The organism is Bifidobacterium simiarum, from assembly GCF_002802905.1.
In the GTDB taxonomy this organism is placed as follows: Bacteria; Actinomycetota; Actinomycetes; order Actinomycetales; family Bifidobacteriaceae; genus Galliscardovia; species Galliscardovia simiarum.
Genome location: NZ_PEBK01000003.1, coordinates 258,110 through 276,650, shown reverse-complemented (window position 1 = coordinate 276,650; position 18,541 = coordinate 258,110). Strand labels below are relative to the sequence as shown.

Here is an 18,541-nt window from a genome sequence, read left to right as displayed (position 1 = left end):
CATGTCCGATCTCAAGCCATTGGATGACGGCCGTCTCGCCGCCCTGCGCGACGGATTCGCCGCCAACCCCGTCAACCGTCTTGCCATGAACGCGGTGACGCTCGGCGGCATCGACAAGATGGCCCGCAACTACGACCGCGCCCGTCTGCTGCAGCGCCGCTTCTCCGTCACCGTCGACAACGGCAAGGTCACCTCGCAGGCCCGCTCCGGCCGCTGCTGGCTGTTCAGCTCGCTCAACGTGGCCCGGTTCGTGGCCAAGCGCAACCTCGGCATCAAGGACTTCGAGTTCTCGCAGAACTACGCGATGTACTACGACAAGCTGGAACGCGCCAACTACTTCATGCAGGACATGGCCGCCCTGCACGCCGCCGGCGAGCCTGAGGACTCCCGTCTGGTGCAGCACCTGCTCCACGACGTGATGGGCGACGGCGGTCAGTGGACGATGGCCATGAACGTGTACGAGAAGTACGGCGCCGTGCCGAAGGACCTGTTCCCGGAGACGGCCAGCTCGCAGAACACCGGCCAGATGAACACCAATCTGCGCGCCGTGCTGCGGCAGGGCGTGGCCCGCATCTACGCGGGTGAGGACGCCGACTCGGTGGTGGCCGAGACCGTGGCCGCGGCGCACCGCGTGCTGACGATCCACCTCGGCACCCCGCCCACCTCGTTCGACTGGGAGTGGACCGACGACGAGGGCCATTTCCACCGCGACGGCGAGATCACCCCGCAGGAGTTCTGGGCCAAGTACGTGGACGCCGGCCTCGAGGACTACGTGTGTCTGGTGGACGATCCGCGCGCCGAGCATCCGAAGGGCCGCAAGATCGGCATCGAGCATCTGGGCAACGTGGTCGGCGGCACCCCGACCGAATACCTCAACGTGCCGGTGGAGTTCATGAAGGACTGCGCCCGCAGAATCATGGCCGACGAGGGCATCCCGGTGTGGTTCGGTGCGGACTGCCATCCGATGATGGACCGCGAGAACGGCGCGTGGGCCACCGATCTGTTCGAGTACGGCAGCGTGTACGACTTCGACTTCACGATGGACAAGGAGACCCGCGTGCGGTTCGCCGACTCCGCGATGAACCATGCGATGGCGTTCGTCGGCGTGGACGTGGCCGACGACGGGAAGACCACCCGCCGCTGGCGCGTGGAGAACTCGTGGGGCGACAAGATCGCCGACAAGGGCTACTTCACCATGAGCGACGACTGGTTCGGCGAGTACGTCTACGAGATCGCCGTGCCGAAGTCCATGCTCCCCAAGGACTACCTCGAAGCCCTGAACGAGCCCGCCATCATGCTCCCCGCCTGGGATCCGATGGGCGCTTTGGCTCGGTGACCCACCTTGACCAAAAACGGGCATGGGGACGACACCCCATGCCCGTTTCGTCTATAGTGGGGTAGTCCGTCTCGATGGTCGAGGCGGCGAATCACATCGCTATCCAACACATAGCACGATGAAAGAGGTGAGAAATATGGCAATCCTTCGCGGTCCCGACAGCAGCGAAGACGAACGGCGCAATCTCTCGGAGCGCGCGGTCTTTCCCGAAACAATGGACGTGAACATCTATCAGCTTGACCCTATTCCGGCACCTCGCTCCTTTATTCGTGAGATTCCGCTCAGCGACAGCCAGCTTGATCTGGTGGCCCGTTCCCGTCAGGAGATCCGTGACGTGCTGCATGGGCGCGACGACCGTCTGCTCGTGGTGGTGGGCCCCTGCTCGATCCATGATCCGAAGGCCGCGCACGAGTACGCGCAGCGTCTGGCGGAGGTCAAGTACGAGCTCAACGACGATCTGCTCATCGTGATGCGCGTGTACTTCGAGAAGCCGCGTACCACGATCGGCTGGAAGGGCCTGATCAACGATCCCGATCTCGACGGCACGTTCAACATCCGCAAGGGCATGTTCATGGCCCGTCAGGTGCTGTCCGACGTGCTGAGCCTGGGCGTGCCGGTGGCGACCGAGTGGCTCGATCCGATCACCCCGCAGTACCTGTCCGACGCGATCAGCTGGGGTGCGATCGGCGCGCGCAACACCGAAAGCCAGGTGCATCGCGAGCTGGCGAGCGGCCTGTCGATGCCGGTGGGCTTCAAGAACTCCACCGACGGCTCGATCAAGGCGGCGGCCGATTCCTGCTACGCCTCGAGCTTCCAGCATCACTTCCTGTCGATCAACCTCGACGGTCATGTGATCGCCGCGGAGACGAAGGGCAACCCCGACTGCCACCTGATTCTGCGCGGTTCGAGCCACGGCCCGAACTACGACGCCGAGTCGGTGAAGGAGGCGCTGGCCGCGCTGAAGAAGTCCAAGGCCCCCGGCCCCAGCGAGCACGGTCTGATCATCGATGCCGCCCACGGCAACTGCGGCAAGAACGAGGAGGTGGAGGCCGAGGTGGTGGAGAACATCGCCGAGCGTCTCGCCGCCGGAGAGCAGGGCATCACCGGCATCATGATGGAGAGCTTCCTCAAGGCCGGTGCGCAGAAGCCGGCTCCGCTCGACCAGCTGGAGTACGGCAAGTCGGTCACGGACCGCTGCGTGCCGTGGGATCGCACCGACGAGCTGCTGCATACGCTCGCCGAGGCGGTCCGCAAGCGCCGCGCGCTGTGATCCGGTCGGTCCGATTAATCCGGTCGGTCTGATCAATCCGAATGATCCGATCAATCCGGTCAGTCTGACCGATCCGGTCTGGTCTGATCCTGCCGGATCGGTCTCACAGTCCGGTCTGTCCGATCCGACCAATCCGATCCGGTCAGCCGATTTTCCGAACCCCGCGATAGGCAATAACCATCGCGGGGTTTTCCATACGCGTAGTTGCCTTGATTTGTCTCGACAATCGTCCCATAATCCCAAATATGGGGACGGTTTCCCGAATATCTGCCCCTGTACAAATAATGGGATCGAATGCATACTGATGGTTCTTGCAAAGGGGCAGAAAATGAATGATCATATCGAGCGCGACGGCGAGATCAGGCGTCTGGTGACCCAGACGGTGGGCAAGGCCCCGACGAATCTGCTGATCAACGACCGGATCAGACCGGTGGACATCGAACCGGACACCGTACCCGTCCTGCGATGGGTCGTCCCCCTCGAAAGCAATCTGGGGCTGAGCCTGACGACCACCGCGCCGAACACCGTCTCCGCCTACCGCGTGATCGTCTCGTCCACGCCCGACAAGGCATCGGCCGGCGAAGGCGATGTCTGGGACTCCGGCCGCGTGGACTCCGACGGCTACGACGGCGTGGAGCTCACCGACGTCGACACCGCCGCCAGCCGCCGGTACTGGGTCGCGGTGCAGGTGTGGCGTGGCACCGGCAAAACCGCCGTGGCCACCGCCTTCAGCAAGCCGATGACCTTCGGTACCGGCGCCGGCCGCCAGTGGGACCACGCCGAACCGATCTGGGCCGATCCGATCACCGCCGCGCCGTACACCGAGGTCGAACTGCCCGCCGTGGCCCACGACGAGATCCTGCAGCGCAAGAACACCGACCAGTTCGCTGCCAAGCCCGATCTGCTCACATCCGAACACAACTCCCGCGGCTGGGCGCTGCTGCGCGGCCGCGTCCGCCTCGCCGACAAGCCCGTGCGCTGGGCCACCCTGAACGCCACCGGCGCCGACGTGTGGCGCAGCCGCCAGTTCGTCTACCGCGCGTGGGTCAACGGCCACTTCGCCGGCTATGGCCCCACCTTCCCCATCGCCGGGGAGACCCGCTACGACGGCTTCGACGTCACCGACTGGCTGGTGCCCGGCCGCGACAACTGGATCGGCGTGGTCGCCTACGCGCTGGAGGACCAGCGCTTCGAGGCCCAGCTCGACGTCACCTACGAGGACGGCACCGTCGACCACTTCGGCACCGGCCCCGACTGGCTCGCCAAGGTCGGCAACGACGTGTACCCCGACGCCGAATCCATCGGCACGCATGTCTACGAACTGCCCGCCGAGAACATCCGCACGCAGCTGTACCAGCACGGCATCTCCGAACCCGATTTCGACGACGCCGACTGGGCCCATGCCGTGGTCAAGTCGCAGTTCGACGATCTGGCCGCCACCCCGGTCAACAAGCCGCGCATCAAGGTGTGGCACCCCGTCTCCAAGCGGGTGACCGACGACGGCCGGCTGATCGTGGACTTCGGCCGTGCGGTGGCCGGCGGCGTACGCCTCGCCATCCGCACCGACAAGCCGCTCGACATGGTGGTTCGCTACGGCGAGATCCTCAACGACGACGGCACGGTGAAATACCAGCTCAGCGCCTACAACACGTATCAGGAGACCTGGCACTTCTGCAAGGGCAAGACCGGGGGACTGACCTTCGCCCGTTCCTGGGGCATGCGCGTCTTCCGGTACGTGGAGCTCCTGCCCGCCGAACCCGCGCCCGACGTGATCGCCGACCTCGCCGAGCACGACACCCGCGTGGACGCCGAGGCGCTGGTCTACCCGTACCACGGCGCTGACGACGCCTTCGAATCCTCCGACGAGGTGCTCGACCGCGTCTGGAAGCTTTCGAAGGACACCATCGAAGCGCTCAACGGCAACATCTACGCCGACTCCTGGACCCGCGAACGCATCCCGTACGAAGCCGACGCGTGGCTGCAGCAGCGCGCCCACCTCGCCCTCGACGATTCGCCGACGCTGGGCGAATACTCCATCGACTTTCTGCTCGCCAACCGCACTTGGCCCACCGAATGGCCGCTGTACCTCGTGCTCGCCGTGCACGACGCCTGGCGTCAGACCGGCAGCCTGCGGCAGGCGGCCGCGCACTGGGACCAGATCGTCGCCATGCTGCCCGACAAGTACCTCGACGAAGCCTCCGGACTGATCGTCAAGGACCCCGGTCAGAGTAGCCACACCGACGGCGACCTGATCGACTGGCCGCCGGCCGAACGCGACGGATTCGAATTCGGCCGCGTGAACACGGTGATCAACGCGCTCGCCTCGCAGAGCTACGCCGACGCCGCCGACCTCGCCGGGGCGCTCGGCTACACCGAGGAGGCCCGCCACTTCGCCGACGTGGCCTCCCGCATGCGCGCCGCCATCCACGAGAAGCTGTGGGACGACGAGACCGGCGCCTACGTGGACGGCCTCGACACCGGTGCCGACGGGGCACAGATCGCCCACTGCGCCGAACACGCCTCGGCGTTCGCGCTCGCCTTCGCCGAAGTGCCGAAGGAGCGTCTGCCGCGCGTGGCCGCCTTCCTGCGCCGACGCGGCATGGCGTGCAGCGTCTACGTGGCGGCCGTGCTGCTCGGCGGCCTCTACAAGGCCGGATTCGGCGCCGACGCGGACGCGCTGATCGCCGCATCGACCGGCGAACGCACCTGGCAACACATGATCGATCAGGGCGCGGGCGGCACCATGGAGGCGTGGAGCCTGCGGCTCAAGACCAACACCACGTACTCGCATCCGTGGGCGTCGTCGCCGGCCTACCTGCTGCCGGAGGGGCTGATGGGCGTCCGGCCGCTCGTCGCCGGATTCCGGTCGTTCGTCGTGGCGCCGCAGCCCGGATCGGTGAAGCGGGCCTCGGTGAAGCTGCCGGTGCGAGCCGGCGAGATCGACGCCTCGTACGAGGTGCGCGGCAACACCGTGCCCACCGGCGAGCGTCCGGCCGTGGACGGTATCGAGATCCGTGTGACCGTGCCCGTGGGCACCAAGGCCGACGTGATCGTGCCGCCGCTGCGATCCGGCGCGACCAGCGTGCTGCTCGACGGCGCCGAAGTGGAGGCCGTGGAGCTCGGCGCGGGCTACGACGCGATCGAAGGCACGTTCACCCAGCACTCGTACCCGAAGGGATCGCTGCTGGTGCACGGGCTGGAGCCGGGGGAGCACGTCATCGAGGCGTGATGGCTGCCGGTAATCGGTGACGGCTGCCGGTGGCTATAGGCCCGTTCCCATACAATGGGCCGCAGTCACCGGTAACCAAAGCAAAGGACGAGGGATATGAACGAGGCAGACCGTAACGATCTCAACGGCGGCGCAGGCGCCGATCGTGGCGCCGATCGTGGTGTCGACCGCAGCGAGGAGCTCAGCGCCGTGCGCCGGGCCATGAACGAGGGGCGCAATCCGCTCACCGTGGACGGCATCCCGCGCTGGGAGGACGAGGTCGGCATCGACCGCATCGTCAACCGACGGGTGCTGGAACTCGATCCGCTGCCCACGCCGGCCACCGTGCTCGCCGATCTGCCGCTGGACGCGAAGGCCCGCGAACTGGTGGCGGGATCGCGCGACGAGGTGCGCGCCTGCCTGTACGGACAGGACGACCGCCTGCTCGTGATCGTGGGACCGTGCTCCGTGCACGATCCCGCCGCCGCGCTCGACTACGCCCACCGTCTCGCCAAGGTGCGCGACGAACTGGACGGCGAGCTGATGATCGTGATGCGCGTGTACTTCGAAAAGCCGCGCACCACCGTCGGCTGGAAGGGCCTGATCAACGATCCGGACGTGGACGGCAGCCACAACATCCGCAAGGGGCTGCTGCTCGCCCGCCGGACCCTGCTCGACGTGCTCGGCGCCGGCGTGCCGGCCGCCACCGAATTCCTCGAACCGACCTCGCCGCAGTTCATCGCCGACGCGGTGACCTGGGGCGCGATCGGCGCGCGCAACACCGAAAGCCAGATCCACCGTCAGCTCGCCAGCGGCCTGTCCATGCCGGTGGGCTTCAAGAACGCCACCGACGGATCGGTCAAGGCCGCGGTCAACGGCTGCTACGCGGCCGCCCAGCAGCACACCTTCTTCGGCATCGACCACGAGGGCCGCGCCGCCGCCGTGGAGACGCTGGGCAACCCCGACTGCCATGTGGTGCTGCGCGGCTCCAGCCACGGACCCAACTACGACGCCGCATCCGTGGTGAAGGCCATGGACGCGATCCGCGACGAAATGCCCGCCGACTCGGCCGCCGCCCACGGGCTCGTGATCGACGCCTCGCACGGCAACTCCGGCAAGGACGAGCACCGTCAGGCCGCCGTGGTGCGCGACATCGCCGCGCGCATCGCCGAAGGGGAGCAGGGCATCACCGGCATCATGATGGAAAGCTTCATCGAAGGCGGCAACCAGCCCGCCGCCCCGCTGAACCAGCTCGTCTACGGCAAGTCGATCACCGACAAATGCATCTCGTGGCCCGAAACCGAGAAGCTCCTGCGCGAGCTCGCCGAAGCCGTCAGCACCCGCCGCTGGAGGTGACCGGCTGAACCCGTGAAGAAAACGCCGGCGGCATAAGCCGACTGAGGGAATGATCTTTGGCTTCCCCCTCTGGGGGAAGCTGGCAGCCGTAGGCTGACTGATGAGGGGCCGAGAGCGTAGCTTCGTTCAAGATCTCCACCTCATCCGACCGACTGCGTCGGCCACCTTCCCCTTCAAGGGGAAGGCCGAATGGGTATCCCCCTCGCGATCGTTGTGTGTGGTCGAACTGTCGTTCGCCCGATTGTCATTCGACTGCCGTCCGATTGCCATCCGGCTTCGATGGAGCGGAGTGCAAAATCCGCGATTTCGCGGTCGAATCCATCAAATCGGCGGCGCGGGGCCTGTGCCTTATGCTTCCCGGTGGCTGAGATCGTAAGGAAAACGCGTCTGGCGTTCGGGACGGGCTCGGCCCTAATATGCATTACGACAACCAATACATGTCTGGGGAACATCAAAGGAGCACATCATGGCAGAATCCGCGAGGACCGTGGCCGTCATCGGAGCGATGGACGAAGAGGTGGCGCTGATCGCCAAGTCGCTGGAAAACGCGACGGAGACGCTGGAGGCGGGACTCACGGTCACGTCCGGCGATTATGAGACCGCCGACGGCGAACGCCTGCACGTCGTGGCCACCGTCGCCGGCATGGGCACGGTGAACGCGGCCTCCACCACCCAGCATCTCATCGACGTCTACCAGCCCGAAGCGGTGATCTTCTCCGGCATCGCCGGCAACCTCAACACCCACCTGCACATCAACGACGTGGTGCTGGGCGGCACGCTGCGCTACCTCGACACCGACATGCGCCTGATCGCGCAGTCCGCGCCGAAGACCGAGGAGTTCTTCTCCGACCCGCATCTGCTCGAGGTGGCCGACCACGCGCTGAACGAGATGGGCATCACGCATATCACCGGCATCATCGCCACCGGCAACTACTTCGTGGAGGGCGACGAGAACACCTCCCGCGTGATCCGCGAGACCGGCGCCGACGCCGTGGAGATGGAGGGTGCCGCCGTGGCCCATGTGGCCGCGCGCAACGAGGTGCCCGTGCTGGTGATCCGCGCGCTGAGCGACAACGCCGACACCGAATACGAGACGTTCAAGGAGTTCGACATCAGTGAATACGCCGACACCGCCGCCCGTCTCGTGCTCAACATCCTCCGTCGTCTGTAACCGTCATCTCATCACGCGGGCCGGGCGTCCCATGTGAGGCATGTTGTACAACCCCTTGTATTGCAACGGTTTTGTTGATGTGCTCACGCGGGACGCCCGGCCCATGTGAGGTGTACGGCCGGCATCCTCACTCTCACCCCTCACCCCTCACCCGTCGATGGGGACCACGCTGTGGCGGTCGATGAGCCGCGGATCCACGAAGATATGCCGCGTGGGCCAGTCGGGGTGGTCGAGACGCCACAGCAGGGAGCTGAGGCATTCGCGGGCGAACTCGTGCTGCGGGGAACGCAGTACGGTCAGCGGACGCGAGCTCGGCGTGGCATAGCCGTCGATCGAGATCAGCGACACGTCCTCCGGCACGCGCTTGCCATGCCGCTCCAGCGCCTGCGCCAGCGCGATCGCCAGATAATCCGAGTGGACGAGCAGTCCGGTGACGCCGGTCTCCAGCGTCCGGTCCACGATCTCCTCCACGCCCTGCGTGTCGTAGGGCTGGATGCCGTCGATGACGAACGGGCAGTCCAGCAGATTCGTCCGTGAGGTCAGCTGGTTCCACGACTCTTCGATCACCGAGCAGGTGGGGGTCATGGTGAACGCGGCACCGACATGACGGTGGCCGTGCTCGCGGAAGTGGTTGATCGCCATGCGTACGCCGTACGGATGGTTCGTGCGTACCGAATCGTGGTAGGTCATGGCCGCGAACGGCTGATCGCGTTCCGCCACCACCACCGGAACGGGGGAGTGGCTGATCCAGTTCCACGACGCCTCGGCCACGTCCTCCTCGGAGCTGGGGCAGGCGATGATGCCGCACAGCGACGGATTGGCCGTGAACGAGTCGAGGATCTCGCTTTCGCGGATGCGCTCGTACGACGATTCATGCACCTCGGTCTCATAGCCGAGTCGGGCGGCGTCGTTGCGGATCGTTTCGATCACCGTGGGCCAGAAGAAGCTCGGTTCGGGGAACATCAGGCCGATCGTGCCGCGACTGCGGGGTTCGGAGACCGCAGTCGCGGAAGCCGTCCCGGTGCTCGCCGGAGATCCCGTCGAGGACCCGGCCGCGGCGAGCGTCCCGGAGACCCCGGCAATACCCGTCGCCGCCGCGGGGATCGTCTGATCGATCTGCCGGTCCAGACGGTCGATCGTCTCGGTGCGCAGCAGCGGCCGGCCGCCGTTCCCGCGTTGGACGACGCGCCCGACCGCCGCATTCGGATCGGCGGCGTCCGGTTCGACCGCGTCGGCGTCGGCGCCCACGGCCGATCGCGAACGGCTGGATGCGGGAGCGGCCTCGGCCTTGGACGGGTCCTTCACATTGCCGATCGACATGGCCCCGCCGCGCACCCGTCGCAGCAGCCCGGCTTCGGCCAGCGTGGTGAGATCTCGGCGTACGGTGATCTCCGTGGTGCCGAGGTATTCCGCCAGTTTGGGGACGGTGACCACGTTTTCCCGGGTGAGCAGGCTGAGGATCATGTCCTGTCGTTCGGCGGGCAGGTAGCTACGCCGGGTGGATGAGCTGCTCGGTGCGGGTGTGGCGCCGGACGGGTCCTTGGATCGCTGAGTGGGCATGTTCCGTTCCTTTGAGCTCTTCGTGATCGCTGATAACTACTGGAGATTATACCGTTTTGATCATAAATAATCACCGAATTGGAAAACAGTGGAAAAATTATGATCAACAAGGCCGGTATTGCACCGTTTTGCCAAAAAATTGCCAAGAATGACGCCGCTTCGGCGTGTTGCGGAGGTGTGGGATCGTTGCCATACAAGGGGTCTGACGACGAAGCGACACTTTGATTGAAAGTGATTATAACTGACTGAAAGTGTGCTATATTGATAACGCAACAGCACAGCACCCGTGGTGTGGTATCCGTTGCGTGATCGGCAGAGTCGCGGTCAGGCAGCGGAGTCGGCAATCAACGGACACATCAAGACAAAGGACAGTCATGGCAGAGCATTCCGTATCCTCGACCGGCGGCGTCGGATTCGCCAACGAATTCTGGACCTCCACGTCGGGCGATCTCACCCAGCGTCGCGAGACGATCACGGTCCCCGACTACGTTTCCGAGATCGGCGACGCGACGCCGATCGTCGTGGACCCGTCCGATCGCCGGCAGCCGTGGATCGGCGCGGGCGCGGCCATCACCGACGCGGCGGCGAGCCTGATCTGGGGGTCGATGGACGCCGAGCAGCGCCACGCCTTCCTCGACGACGCCTTCAACCCGGCCAAGGGCGGGTTCTCGGTGATCCGCATCCCGCTCGGCTCGTGCGAGCCCAGCGCCCAGCCCTACTACACCTACGACGACCTGCCCTTCGGCGAGCACGACAACACGCTGAGCCGTTTCTCGCTCGGCACCGGCGAGCCCGGCGCGCCGGACGCCACCAAGGACTTCAAGTACATCATCCCGGTGGTGCTGGAGATCCTGAAGATCAATCCGGCGGTGAAGATCATCGCCTCGCCGTGGAGCGCGCCCGCGTGGATGAAGAACACCGGCCACCTGTGCCAGGGCGGCCACCTGCGCTTCGACGAGTGGACCGGCAACGGCTTCGACCCGATGCATGACAGCTTCGAGGGCTGCTACGCGCGCTACTTCGTCAAATACGTGGAGGAGATGGCCAGGATCGGCATCCCGATCTGGGGCGTGACCGTGCAGAACGAGCCGAGCAACGCGCCCAAGTGGCCCGCCATGATGTGGACGCTCAAGCAGCAGGCCGAGTTCGCCCACAAGTTCCTGCGTCCGGCCATGAACGAGAAGTTCCCCGAGATGCGCATCTTCATCAACGACGATTCCACCCACAACATCCTGTGGCCGGTCAACGAGGTGGTCACCCCGCAGGAGGCGTCCAGCGTCGACGGGTTCACCGTGCATACCTACGAGGGCCCGTACTCCAACTTCTTCAACGCCTCCCGCTCGTTCCCGCACTGGCTGTTCGGCATGACCGAGCGCCGCTGCATGATCGACGAGACGCCGGCGGACGCCGCGCACATCATGCTCGGCATCATCGGCAACTGGCTGGTGCGCAACGGCGAGAGCTTCATCGCGCTGTGGAACCTCGCCCTCGACGAGCGCGGCCTGCCGAACCAGGTGGGCGCCACCGGCCGCCGCGGCGTGGTGACGATCCAGCACGAGACCGGCGAGGTGATCCGCAACCTCGAGTACTTCATGCTGCGCGCGTTCGGCCAGGACGTGACCCCGGGATCCACGGTGATCCGCTCGACGAACCACACGCCCGACGGCTGGTCCGGCGGTCTGGGGTCGGTGGCGTTCCTCGGCGCGAACGGGGACGTGACCGCCCATGTGTACAACCCGACCGGCGAGCCGATCGAGGCCGCGGTGACGATCAACGGGCAGGGCGGCGCGTGGCAGAAGGTGACCGTGCCCGCGTGGGGTCTGGTGACCGTGCACAAGTCGAACGGCGAGATCAACGTCTCCGAGGTGCCCGAGGACGACGAGTTCGAGCTCAACCCCGCGCCGAAGCATCTGATCGGCGACGTGGCGCCCGGCAAGGTCCGCGTCTGGGGCCACGACGAGTGACCGGGTGATCGTAGGATTGGGTGATCACGCAATCAATATGGAATGCCCCTTCGATGAGATTCTTCATCGAAGGGGCATTGTCTGTGTGGGGATTTGGCCACCCTCAGTCCGCCTGCGGCGGCCAGCTCCCGCCAGCGGGAGCAACATGAGGATTTGGCCCTCGCTGGCGGGGGCTGGCTCGCGGAGCGAGACTGGGGGTGGTCGAGTACCTACCGGGTCGAGTACCTGCGGAGGGCGAATCCGACTACTCGAACAGGGTCTCGTCGTGGTCGTCGGTGGGATGCGGGGTGTAGGTGATCTCGAATTCGTCGTCGGCCGGCGCGCTTGTGGTGTTCACCGACTCGTCGTCCGAAAGGTGGAAGCTCACCGTGCCGTAGGCGGGCACCGTGACCGTGCGCCATTTCGCGCCCATGCCGTTCACCGTCAGCGCGGCGTCGATGTCCTCGCCGGTGGGGTTGTACAGGAATCCGGCCAGATCGCCGTTCGGCGCGAGGAACGCCACCGAGCCAAGGCCGCCGTGGCGTCCGTCGGGCGTGTGGTTCGTGGAGGCCACGCGACGCGAGCCCACGGCCACGTCCTGTCCGAAGTTGCGCAGCATGAAGTATTCGAGGTTGCGCTTGACCTTGCCGGTGGACGAGTCGATGGTGATCACGCCGCGGCGTCCCGACGTGCCGGCCCACGAGGGGAATCCCTGCTCGTCGAGCGCCATGTTCCACAGGTTGATCAGTCCCACGCCGTTGCGCACCAGCCAGGTGCCGATCTCGCCGAACATCACATGCGAGGCCTCGGCCACGCTGTCGTCGAGCATGCAGCGGCGCTCGGTCATGGCAGCCTTCCAGTGCGGGAACTGGCGGGCGCCGTTGTGCACCCAGTGCGGCAGACCGGAGTAGGTGTGGAACGCCGCGCCGGCGAAGGACTGCGCCTGTGCGGGCGTCATGTATTCGCTGGCCGGGCGCTGCCAGAAGCGCAGGGAGTCGTCTCCGAAGTAGATCTCCACGTCCGGGTAGGTCTTGTCGAGCGCCGGGCGCAGGTATTCGGTGCCCCAGGCGGTCAGTTCCTCCGGCGTCCAGATGGTGATCGGCCACGGGCAGCCGTTGCTCGGCTCGTTCTGCATGGTCACCGAGGTGATCGGAATGCCGTACGACTCGTAGGCGGCGATGAACTTCACGAAGTACTGGGCGTACACGTAGTCGATGGTGTCCTGGTAGCGGTAGCCGTTGCCCACGTATTCGCCGAGACGCAGGCGGCCGGCGCCGTCGAGCCGTCCGGAGGTCTTCATCCACGCGGGGGCGCTCCACGGCGAGGCCATCACCTTCACCGCCGGGTTGATGGCGAGGATCTCCTGCAGCACCGGCACCACGTTCTTCAGGTCGCGCGTGGCGTCGGGGGCTCCCGGCTCGCCCTCGCCGATCGAGAAGTATTCCAGCGAGGGATCGGCGGCCACGCCGTCGGGCAGGTCGTCGTAGGAGTAGTAGGCCTGGGAGGAGAAGTCGCTGGCGCCGATGGAGATGCGCACCGAGGAGAAGCCGCCCTGCTCGGGGTCGAACATCTCGGAGAGGATGTCATGCCGCTGCTTGGGGGTCATCGCGTTCATGAACAGCGAGGCGCTGGAGTCGGTGATGGCCGCGCCGACGCCCTCCCACAGCTGGTACTGGCGGGTGGGGTCGATGACGATGCGCACGTCGTCGCCGACCGTGCCGCTGTCGACGGTGGGCGGCGGCAGTTGCTGCGGCTTGCGGCGGTCGGCGAGATCGCCGGTGGTGCGCGTCCAGTATTCGCTGCGGTAGGTCTTGGTCATGACATGCCTCTTTCTATGCTCTTCCTATATACAGGGTGTGGATGTTCATCATTGAACGATCGGATTGATGACCATATAATCAAGTATAATCACAAATGCGCATATGTGGTATAACGTGGGTCGCCGTCGATCATCGTGCGATGCGACCGGAAACCGTTGCGATATCGGCGATCATCCGGTCCGGCAACAATGATCGGTAAATGATCAAAACCTGTCGAATGCGAAAAAATCCGCAACAAATTTTGGCGACACGGTATTTCAATCACAAATGAGCATGTATGATCATAGATAACAGAGGAATGTGAGGCAGACAACAATCGTGGATGTCGGGCTCACGGATTCTGCAGACGGCAATGTAGCCGATATACGAAAGGAAGAACAATGAAGTTGAATCGCATCTTCAAAGCGGTCGCGGTGACTTCCGTCCTTGGTCTGGCGCTGGCAGGCTGCGGTGGCGGTGGCTCCTCGTCGTCGTCGAGCTCCGACGCCTTCGACAAGAACGCCAAGACCGAAATCACGATGGCCGGTTGGTCGCTGGACTCCACTCCTGAGTTCAAGACCCTCGCCGATGCGTTCATGGCGAAGTACCCGAACGTGAAGGTCAACATCAAGCAGTACTCCGCCGACGACTACGACAAGCAGATGACCGCGGATATCTCCGCCGGCTCCCAGCCCGACGTCTTCCCGATCAAGAACCTGCAGAAGTACCTCACCTACTCCCAGTCCCAGGGTCTGGCCGACCTGAGCGACATCGCCGCCGGCTACAAGGACGACAAGAACATCGACATCTCGAACTACGAGCTGGACGGCAAGTACTACGCCATGCCGTACCGCCAGGATTCCTGGGTGCTGTTCTACAACAAGGACATGATGAAGAAGGCCGGCGTCGACACCCCGACCGACAAGTGGACGTGGGACGACTACACCAAGGCCGCCGAGCAGCTGAAGACCAACCTGCCGAAGGCCGGCTACGACGCCAAGTCCGTCTACCCGATCTACCAGCACAACTGGCAGTCCGTGGTCCAGGCCTTCGCCCTGGCCCAGACCGGCTACAAGCCCGACACCAACTTCTTCAAGGCCAAGTTCGACTACATGAAGCCGTTCTACGAGCGCGCGCTGAAGTGGCAGGACGAGAAGCTGACCATCGACTGGAACACCTCGAAGACCACCTCCGTGCAGTACCAGGCGCAGTTCGGCACCCAGAAGGCGGCCATGCTGCCGATGGGTACGTGGTACGCCGCCACGCTGGTGCAGCAGCAGAAGTCCGGTGACGCCGAGAAGTTCAGCTGGGGCATCGCTCCGATCCCGCAGAACCCCGACTCCTCTAGCTCCGACAAGCCCGTGACCTTCGGTGATCCGACCGGTCTGGCCGTCTCCGCCAAGTCCGAGGGCCAGAAGCTGGCCGCCGCCAAGGAATTCGTGAAGTTCGCCTCCGGCGAGGATGGCGCCAAGGCTCTCGCCAAGATCGCCACCACCCCGGCCTACTTCTCCGACGCCGTCGCCGACACCTACTTCGGTGTGGACGGCATGGCCACCGACGACCTGACCAAGGAAGCCTGGCAGAACCACGACACCAAGCCGGAGAACCCGGTCGGTGAGGGTTCCGACACCATCATCTCCCTGCTCAACGACGCCCACTCCTCGATCATGACCGAGACCTCCTCCGTGAACGACGCGCTCGCCAAGGCCACGCAGGACATCAAGGATCAGGGCATCGTCACCGAGTGATCGGTAGATAACCCGCAATCCATATCCATTTCCCTATCGAACCACAGGCACGGTCCTGGCCCCATAACCCCGGACCGTGCCTTTTGCTTGCAACCAGTACTATTCGCGAACCGATCGTCGGCATGACGCGCATGCCGGGAGAAGAAGGGTCGGTTCCGGCGAAAGGAGAAAGCGGTCATGTCCCACACGGCGGCTGCTCAGGTCGATCAGCGACCGACCGACAGCGAGGGCCAGGAGCCTTCGCACAACAAGGGGAAGATGTCGAGCGCTGCGATCTCACGGCGCAATTTCCTGCACGGCGTGGCGTTCATCACGCCGAACTTCCTCGGCTTCATCTTTCTGTGCCTCATTCCGGTGTGCGCCCTGTTCTACATCGCCAACACCCGGTGGAGCGCCTTCGGCAACCCGGTGTTCACGGGCGGCGCGAACTGGCGGCGCCTGATGCGCGACAGCGTGTTCAAGGACTCGTTCTGGAACACCATCTACTACTCCGTCGTCCACATCCCGCTCACCCTCGTGCTGGCCTTCGGTCTGGCCGTGCTGCTCAATTCCAAGCTCAAGGGCCGCTCGTTCTTCCGTACGGTGGCGTTCTTCCCGTACATCACCTCGATCGTGGCCATCGCCCAGGTGTGGAACATGCTGTTCGACGCCCGCAGCGGCGTGATCAACCAGATCATCGGCATCTTCACCGACAACGTGCCCGGATGGCTCGGCTCGACCACATGGGCCATGCCCGCGGTCATCATCGTGGCCACCTGGCGTGAGGCCGGCTACTTCATGATCCTGCTGCTCGCAGGCCTGCAGACCATCCCGAGCGAGCTGTACGAGGCCGCCCAGCTCGACGGCGCGAACGCCTGGCAGCGCTTCTGGAAGGTGACCGTGCCGTGCATGCGCCCGACCCTGTTCTTCGTGATGGTCACGCTGACCATCGGCTCGTTCAAGATCCTCGACCTGACGCTGATCATGACCGGCGGAGGCCCCGGCACCTCCACGCTGGTGCTCGCCCAATACGTGTACAAGGTGGCGTTCGAACGCGGCGACTTCGGCTACTCCGGCACCGTCTCGCTCGTGCTGTTCGCCCTGTGCATGGTGGTCACGTTGATTCAGTTCTGGTACAACAACCAAAAGGAGAAGTGAGATGACTGCTCAGACTGCATTCCCCGGCGCGGTCAGCTCCGCCGACGTCCCGTTCAACAAGAAGCCGGTGTCCCCGGCCAAGATCATCGGCACGGTGGTCGGGTACACGACCATGATCCTGTGCTCGCTGTTCATCCTGCTGCCGTTCATCTGGATGGTCCTTTCCTCCTTGAAGCCCAACAACGAGGTCTTCATGGTGCCGATGAAGTGGCTGCCCAGCGTGTGGCGCTGGGGGAACTACGCGAACATCTGGACCGACTCCAGCATGCTGCTGTGGGTGGGCAACACCGTGTTCTTCGCCATCTGCGTGACGTTCCTGCAGGTGTTCACCGGCTCGTTCGCCGCCTACGGCTTCTCCAAGATCCGCTTCCGCGGCCGCAACACCCTGTTCCTCATCTACATCGCCACCATGGCCGTGCCGTGGCAGGCCTACATGATCCCGCAGTTCAAGATGCTCTCCGCGATCGGCCTGGCCGACACCCGCTGGTCCATCATCCTGCTGCAGGCCTTCGGCGCGTTCGGCGTGTTCATGATGAAGCAGTTCTACGACACGATCCCCGAGGAGCTCTCCGAGGCCGCCCGCCTCGACGGCCTGTCGGAGTTCGGCATCTATCGTAGGGTGATCCTGCCGCTGTCCGGCCCGTCGATCGCCGCGCTCGGCATCATCACGTTCACCAATACGTGGAACGACTACATGGGCCCGTTGATCTACCTGCGTAGCCCCGACCTGTACACGATCCAGCTTGGTCTCAAGACGTTCATCTCGCAGAACTCCGCCGACTACGCCATGATCATGACCGGTTCGGTGATGAGCGTCCTGCCGATCCTGATCGTCTTCCTGCTCGGCCAGCGCCAGTTCATCGAAGGCATCGCCACCTCGGGTATGAAAGGCTAACTCTCCCGCGGCCGTGGTTCTTGTCCTTCCTTCCCACGACCGCCCGCCGCCGGGGCGGGGCTCCAGCACCAGCCCCGTCCCGGTTTTTCATATCCATCTCCATCCGATCCACACCGATCCCGAAAACCAATCCCGCCCGCAAACCAACCCCACCCAAATCCCACCCGCACCGACCCACCTAGGAGTACCATGACGGCCATGTCAGACCATGTTCCGCAGAAGAAGTCCTCGTCGAATTTCGCCGGTACGTTCCTCACCGTCGCGAACTCGATCTTCGTGTTGCTGGCGGTGGGCTGGTGCTCGCTGATCGGCATGCTGCCGCTGGTGGCGGTGATCGGCTTCGTCCACGACCTCACGGCCTATCCGCTGCTGCTGGCCGCGTTCGCGCTGAGCGCCCCCGGCATCGCGGCCATGTTCGCCGTGTTCCGCGACCAGCCCACCCTGTTCTCCCGCAACGCCGCGATCCGTGCGAAGGTGTATCAGGATCATGCGGCCGACCCCGACTTCCCGCCGGACTGGATCGCCGCCCCGTACGTGAACCCGAACCACGATGCCAGCGTGATCCGCCCGTATTTCCGCGCCTACGCGAAGGTGTTCGTCCGGTCGCTGGCCATGGGCGTCACCTTCGGCGTGCTCGCGTTCTGCGCCCTGTACAACATGCAGATCTTCTCCCGCCTGTCGTTCGGTCTGTACGTTACGCCGGCCCTCGCCGTATGCGTGGTGCTGCTGGCCGAGGCGTTCCTGATCTCGCTGCTGCTGGTGGTGGAATATCCGAAGGCGAAGTACATGGCCACGCTGAGGAACGCGCTGATGCTGTCGGTGAAGCGGTTCTACATGATCGTGATCTCCGCCATCGTGCTCGTCGCCTTCGGCTATGCGATCGTCACCTGGGGGCCGATCCTGTTCCTGCTGCTCGGCACGGGCGTGGTGGGCTACATGCTGTGGTCGTCGGTGCGCTGGCAGGCCGACGTGCTGTTCACGATGATGGCCAACGAAAGCAAGGACAAGCGCATCATCGACATGTACGACGCCGAGGGTCGCGGCGGCAACTTCTTCACCGCACAGTCTGATTGGAAGCAGTAGGGGGGAATCCGATGACATCACCAACAGCATCCTTA

Annotated in this window: 12 protein-coding genes; 10 read left to right on the top strand and 2 right to left on the bottom strand. The window is 64.7% G+C overall.

Annotated features, from left to right (window positions below; translation table 11 throughout):
• Position 1 precedes the first annotated feature (1 nt).
• The 5 genes from CSQ87_RS04560 to mtnN all read left to right on the top strand — a co-directional run bounded on the left by CSQ87_RS04560 (position 2) and on the right by mtnN (position 8,341).
• The gene (locus tag CSQ87_RS04560; protein WP_100512694.1) at positions 2–1,336 is read left to right on the top strand and encodes a C1 family peptidase; all 1,335 of its coding nucleotides are present in this window, start codon (positions 2–4) and stop codon (positions 1,334–1,336) included.
• 136 nt (positions 1,337–1,472) lie between these two features.
• Complete coding sequence (locus CSQ87_RS04555; RefSeq protein WP_100512693.1) at positions 1,473–2,606, top strand: 3-deoxy-7-phosphoheptulonate synthase; 1,134 nt, start codon at positions 1,473–1,475, stop codon at positions 2,604–2,606.
• A 328-nt stretch (positions 2,607–2,934) separates the two neighbouring features.
• Positions 2,935–5,835, top strand: a complete 2,901-nt coding sequence (locus CSQ87_RS04550) for a family 78 glycoside hydrolase catalytic domain (protein WP_117434920.1) — start codon at positions 2,935–2,937, stop codon at positions 5,833–5,835.
• Positions 5,836–6,036: 201 nt separating this feature from the next.
• A complete protein-coding gene (locus CSQ87_RS04545; protein ID WP_243388832.1) occupies positions 6,037–7,170 on the top strand; it encodes a 3-deoxy-7-phosphoheptulonate synthase in 1,134 nt (377 codons plus the stop codon).
• 466 nt (positions 7,171–7,636) lie between these two features.
• Complete coding sequence (gene mtnN / locus CSQ87_RS04540) at positions 7,637–8,341, top strand: 5'-methylthioadenosine/S-adenosylhomocysteine nucleosidase (RefSeq protein WP_100512690.1); 705 nt, start codon at positions 7,637–7,639, stop codon at positions 8,339–8,341.
• Positions 8,342–8,488: 147 nt separating this feature from the next.
• Here the strand turns inward: mtnN and CSQ87_RS10715 are convergent, their stop codons facing one another.
• Entirely contained in the window at positions 8,489–9,901 is a 1,413-nt protein-coding gene (locus tag CSQ87_RS10715; protein WP_117434919.1) for a substrate-binding domain-containing protein, read from the bottom strand.
• A gap of 374 nt (positions 9,902–10,275) precedes the next feature.
• Between CSQ87_RS10715 and CSQ87_RS04530 the strand changes: the two genes are divergently transcribed.
• Positions 10,276–11,865, top strand: a complete 1,590-nt coding sequence (locus CSQ87_RS04530; RefSeq protein ID WP_100512689.1) for a glycoside hydrolase family 30 protein — start codon at positions 10,276–10,278, stop codon at positions 11,863–11,865.
• A gap of 244 nt (positions 11,866–12,109) precedes the next feature.
• Here CSQ87_RS04530 and CSQ87_RS04525 read toward each other — a convergent pair whose 3' ends face one another.
• Positions 12,110–13,663 carry a glycoside hydrolase family 30 protein gene (locus CSQ87_RS04525; protein ID WP_100512688.1) on the bottom strand — a complete coding sequence of 518 codons (1,554 nt, stop codon included), beginning with the start codon at positions 13,661–13,663 and terminating at the stop codon, positions 12,110–12,112.
• Positions 13,664–14,044: 381 nt separating this feature from the next.
• Between CSQ87_RS04525 and CSQ87_RS04520 the strand changes: the two genes are divergently transcribed.
• From CSQ87_RS04520 to CSQ87_RS04505, 4 genes are all read left to right on the top strand, one after another.
• Positions 14,045–15,391, top strand: coding sequence for an ABC transporter substrate-binding protein (locus tag CSQ87_RS04520; RefSeq protein ID WP_100512687.1), 1,347 nt, complete (start codon positions 14,045–14,047; stop codon positions 15,389–15,391).
• Positions 15,392–15,568: 177 nt separating this feature from the next.
• Positions 15,569–16,528 (top strand): carbohydrate ABC transporter permease, encoded by a 960-nt coding sequence (locus CSQ87_RS04515; RefSeq protein WP_100512686.1) that lies wholly within the window; start codon positions 15,569–15,571, stop codon positions 16,526–16,528.
• 1 nt (position 16,529) lies between these two features.
• Positions 16,530–17,423, top strand: a complete 894-nt coding sequence (locus CSQ87_RS04510) for a carbohydrate ABC transporter permease (RefSeq protein WP_100512685.1) — start codon at positions 16,530–16,532, stop codon at positions 17,421–17,423.
• Positions 17,424–17,612: 189 nt separating this feature from the next.
• Positions 17,613–18,506 (top strand): hypothetical protein, encoded by an 894-nt coding sequence (locus CSQ87_RS04505; protein WP_100512684.1) that lies wholly within the window; start codon positions 17,613–17,615, stop codon positions 18,504–18,506.
• The last annotated feature ends 35 nt before the right edge of the window (positions 18,507–18,541 follow it).

Coding starts and splice junctions, on each gene's coding strand:
- CSQ87_RS04560 (WP_100512694.1), top strand. CDS start 2: ATGTCCGATCTCAAGCCATTGGATGACGGCCGTCTCGCCGCCCTGCGC.
- CSQ87_RS04555 (WP_100512693.1), top strand. CDS start 1,473: ATGGCAATCCTTCGCGGTCCCGACAGCAGCGAAGACGAACGGCGCAAT.
- CSQ87_RS04550 (WP_117434920.1), top strand. CDS start 2,935: ATGAATGATCATATCGAGCGCGACGGCGAGATCAGGCGTCTGGTGACC.
- CSQ87_RS04545 (WP_243388832.1), top strand. CDS start 6,037: ATGAACGAGGGGCGCAATCCGCTCACCGTGGACGGCATCCCGCGCTGG.
- mtnN (WP_100512690.1), top strand. CDS start 7,637: ATGGCAGAATCCGCGAGGACCGTGGCCGTCATCGGAGCGATGGACGAA.
- CSQ87_RS10715 (WP_117434919.1), bottom strand. CDS start 9,901: ATGCCCACTCAGCGATCCAAGGACCCGTCCGGCGCCACACCCGCACCG.
- CSQ87_RS04530 (WP_100512689.1), top strand. CDS start 10,276: ATGGCAGAGCATTCCGTATCCTCGACCGGCGGCGTCGGATTCGCCAAC.
- CSQ87_RS04525 (WP_100512688.1), bottom strand. CDS start 13,663: ATGACCAAGACCTACCGCAGCGAATACTGGACGCGCACCACCGGCGAT.
- CSQ87_RS04520 (WP_100512687.1), top strand. CDS start 14,045: ATGAAGTTGAATCGCATCTTCAAAGCGGTCGCGGTGACTTCCGTCCTT.
- CSQ87_RS04515 (WP_100512686.1), top strand. CDS start 15,569: ATGTCCCACACGGCGGCTGCTCAGGTCGATCAGCGACCGACCGACAGC.
- CSQ87_RS04510 (WP_100512685.1), top strand. CDS start 16,530: ATGACTGCTCAGACTGCATTCCCCGGCGCGGTCAGCTCCGCCGACGTC.
- CSQ87_RS04505 (WP_100512684.1), top strand. CDS start 17,613: ATGACGGCCATGTCAGACCATGTTCCGCAGAAGAAGTCCTCGTCGAAT.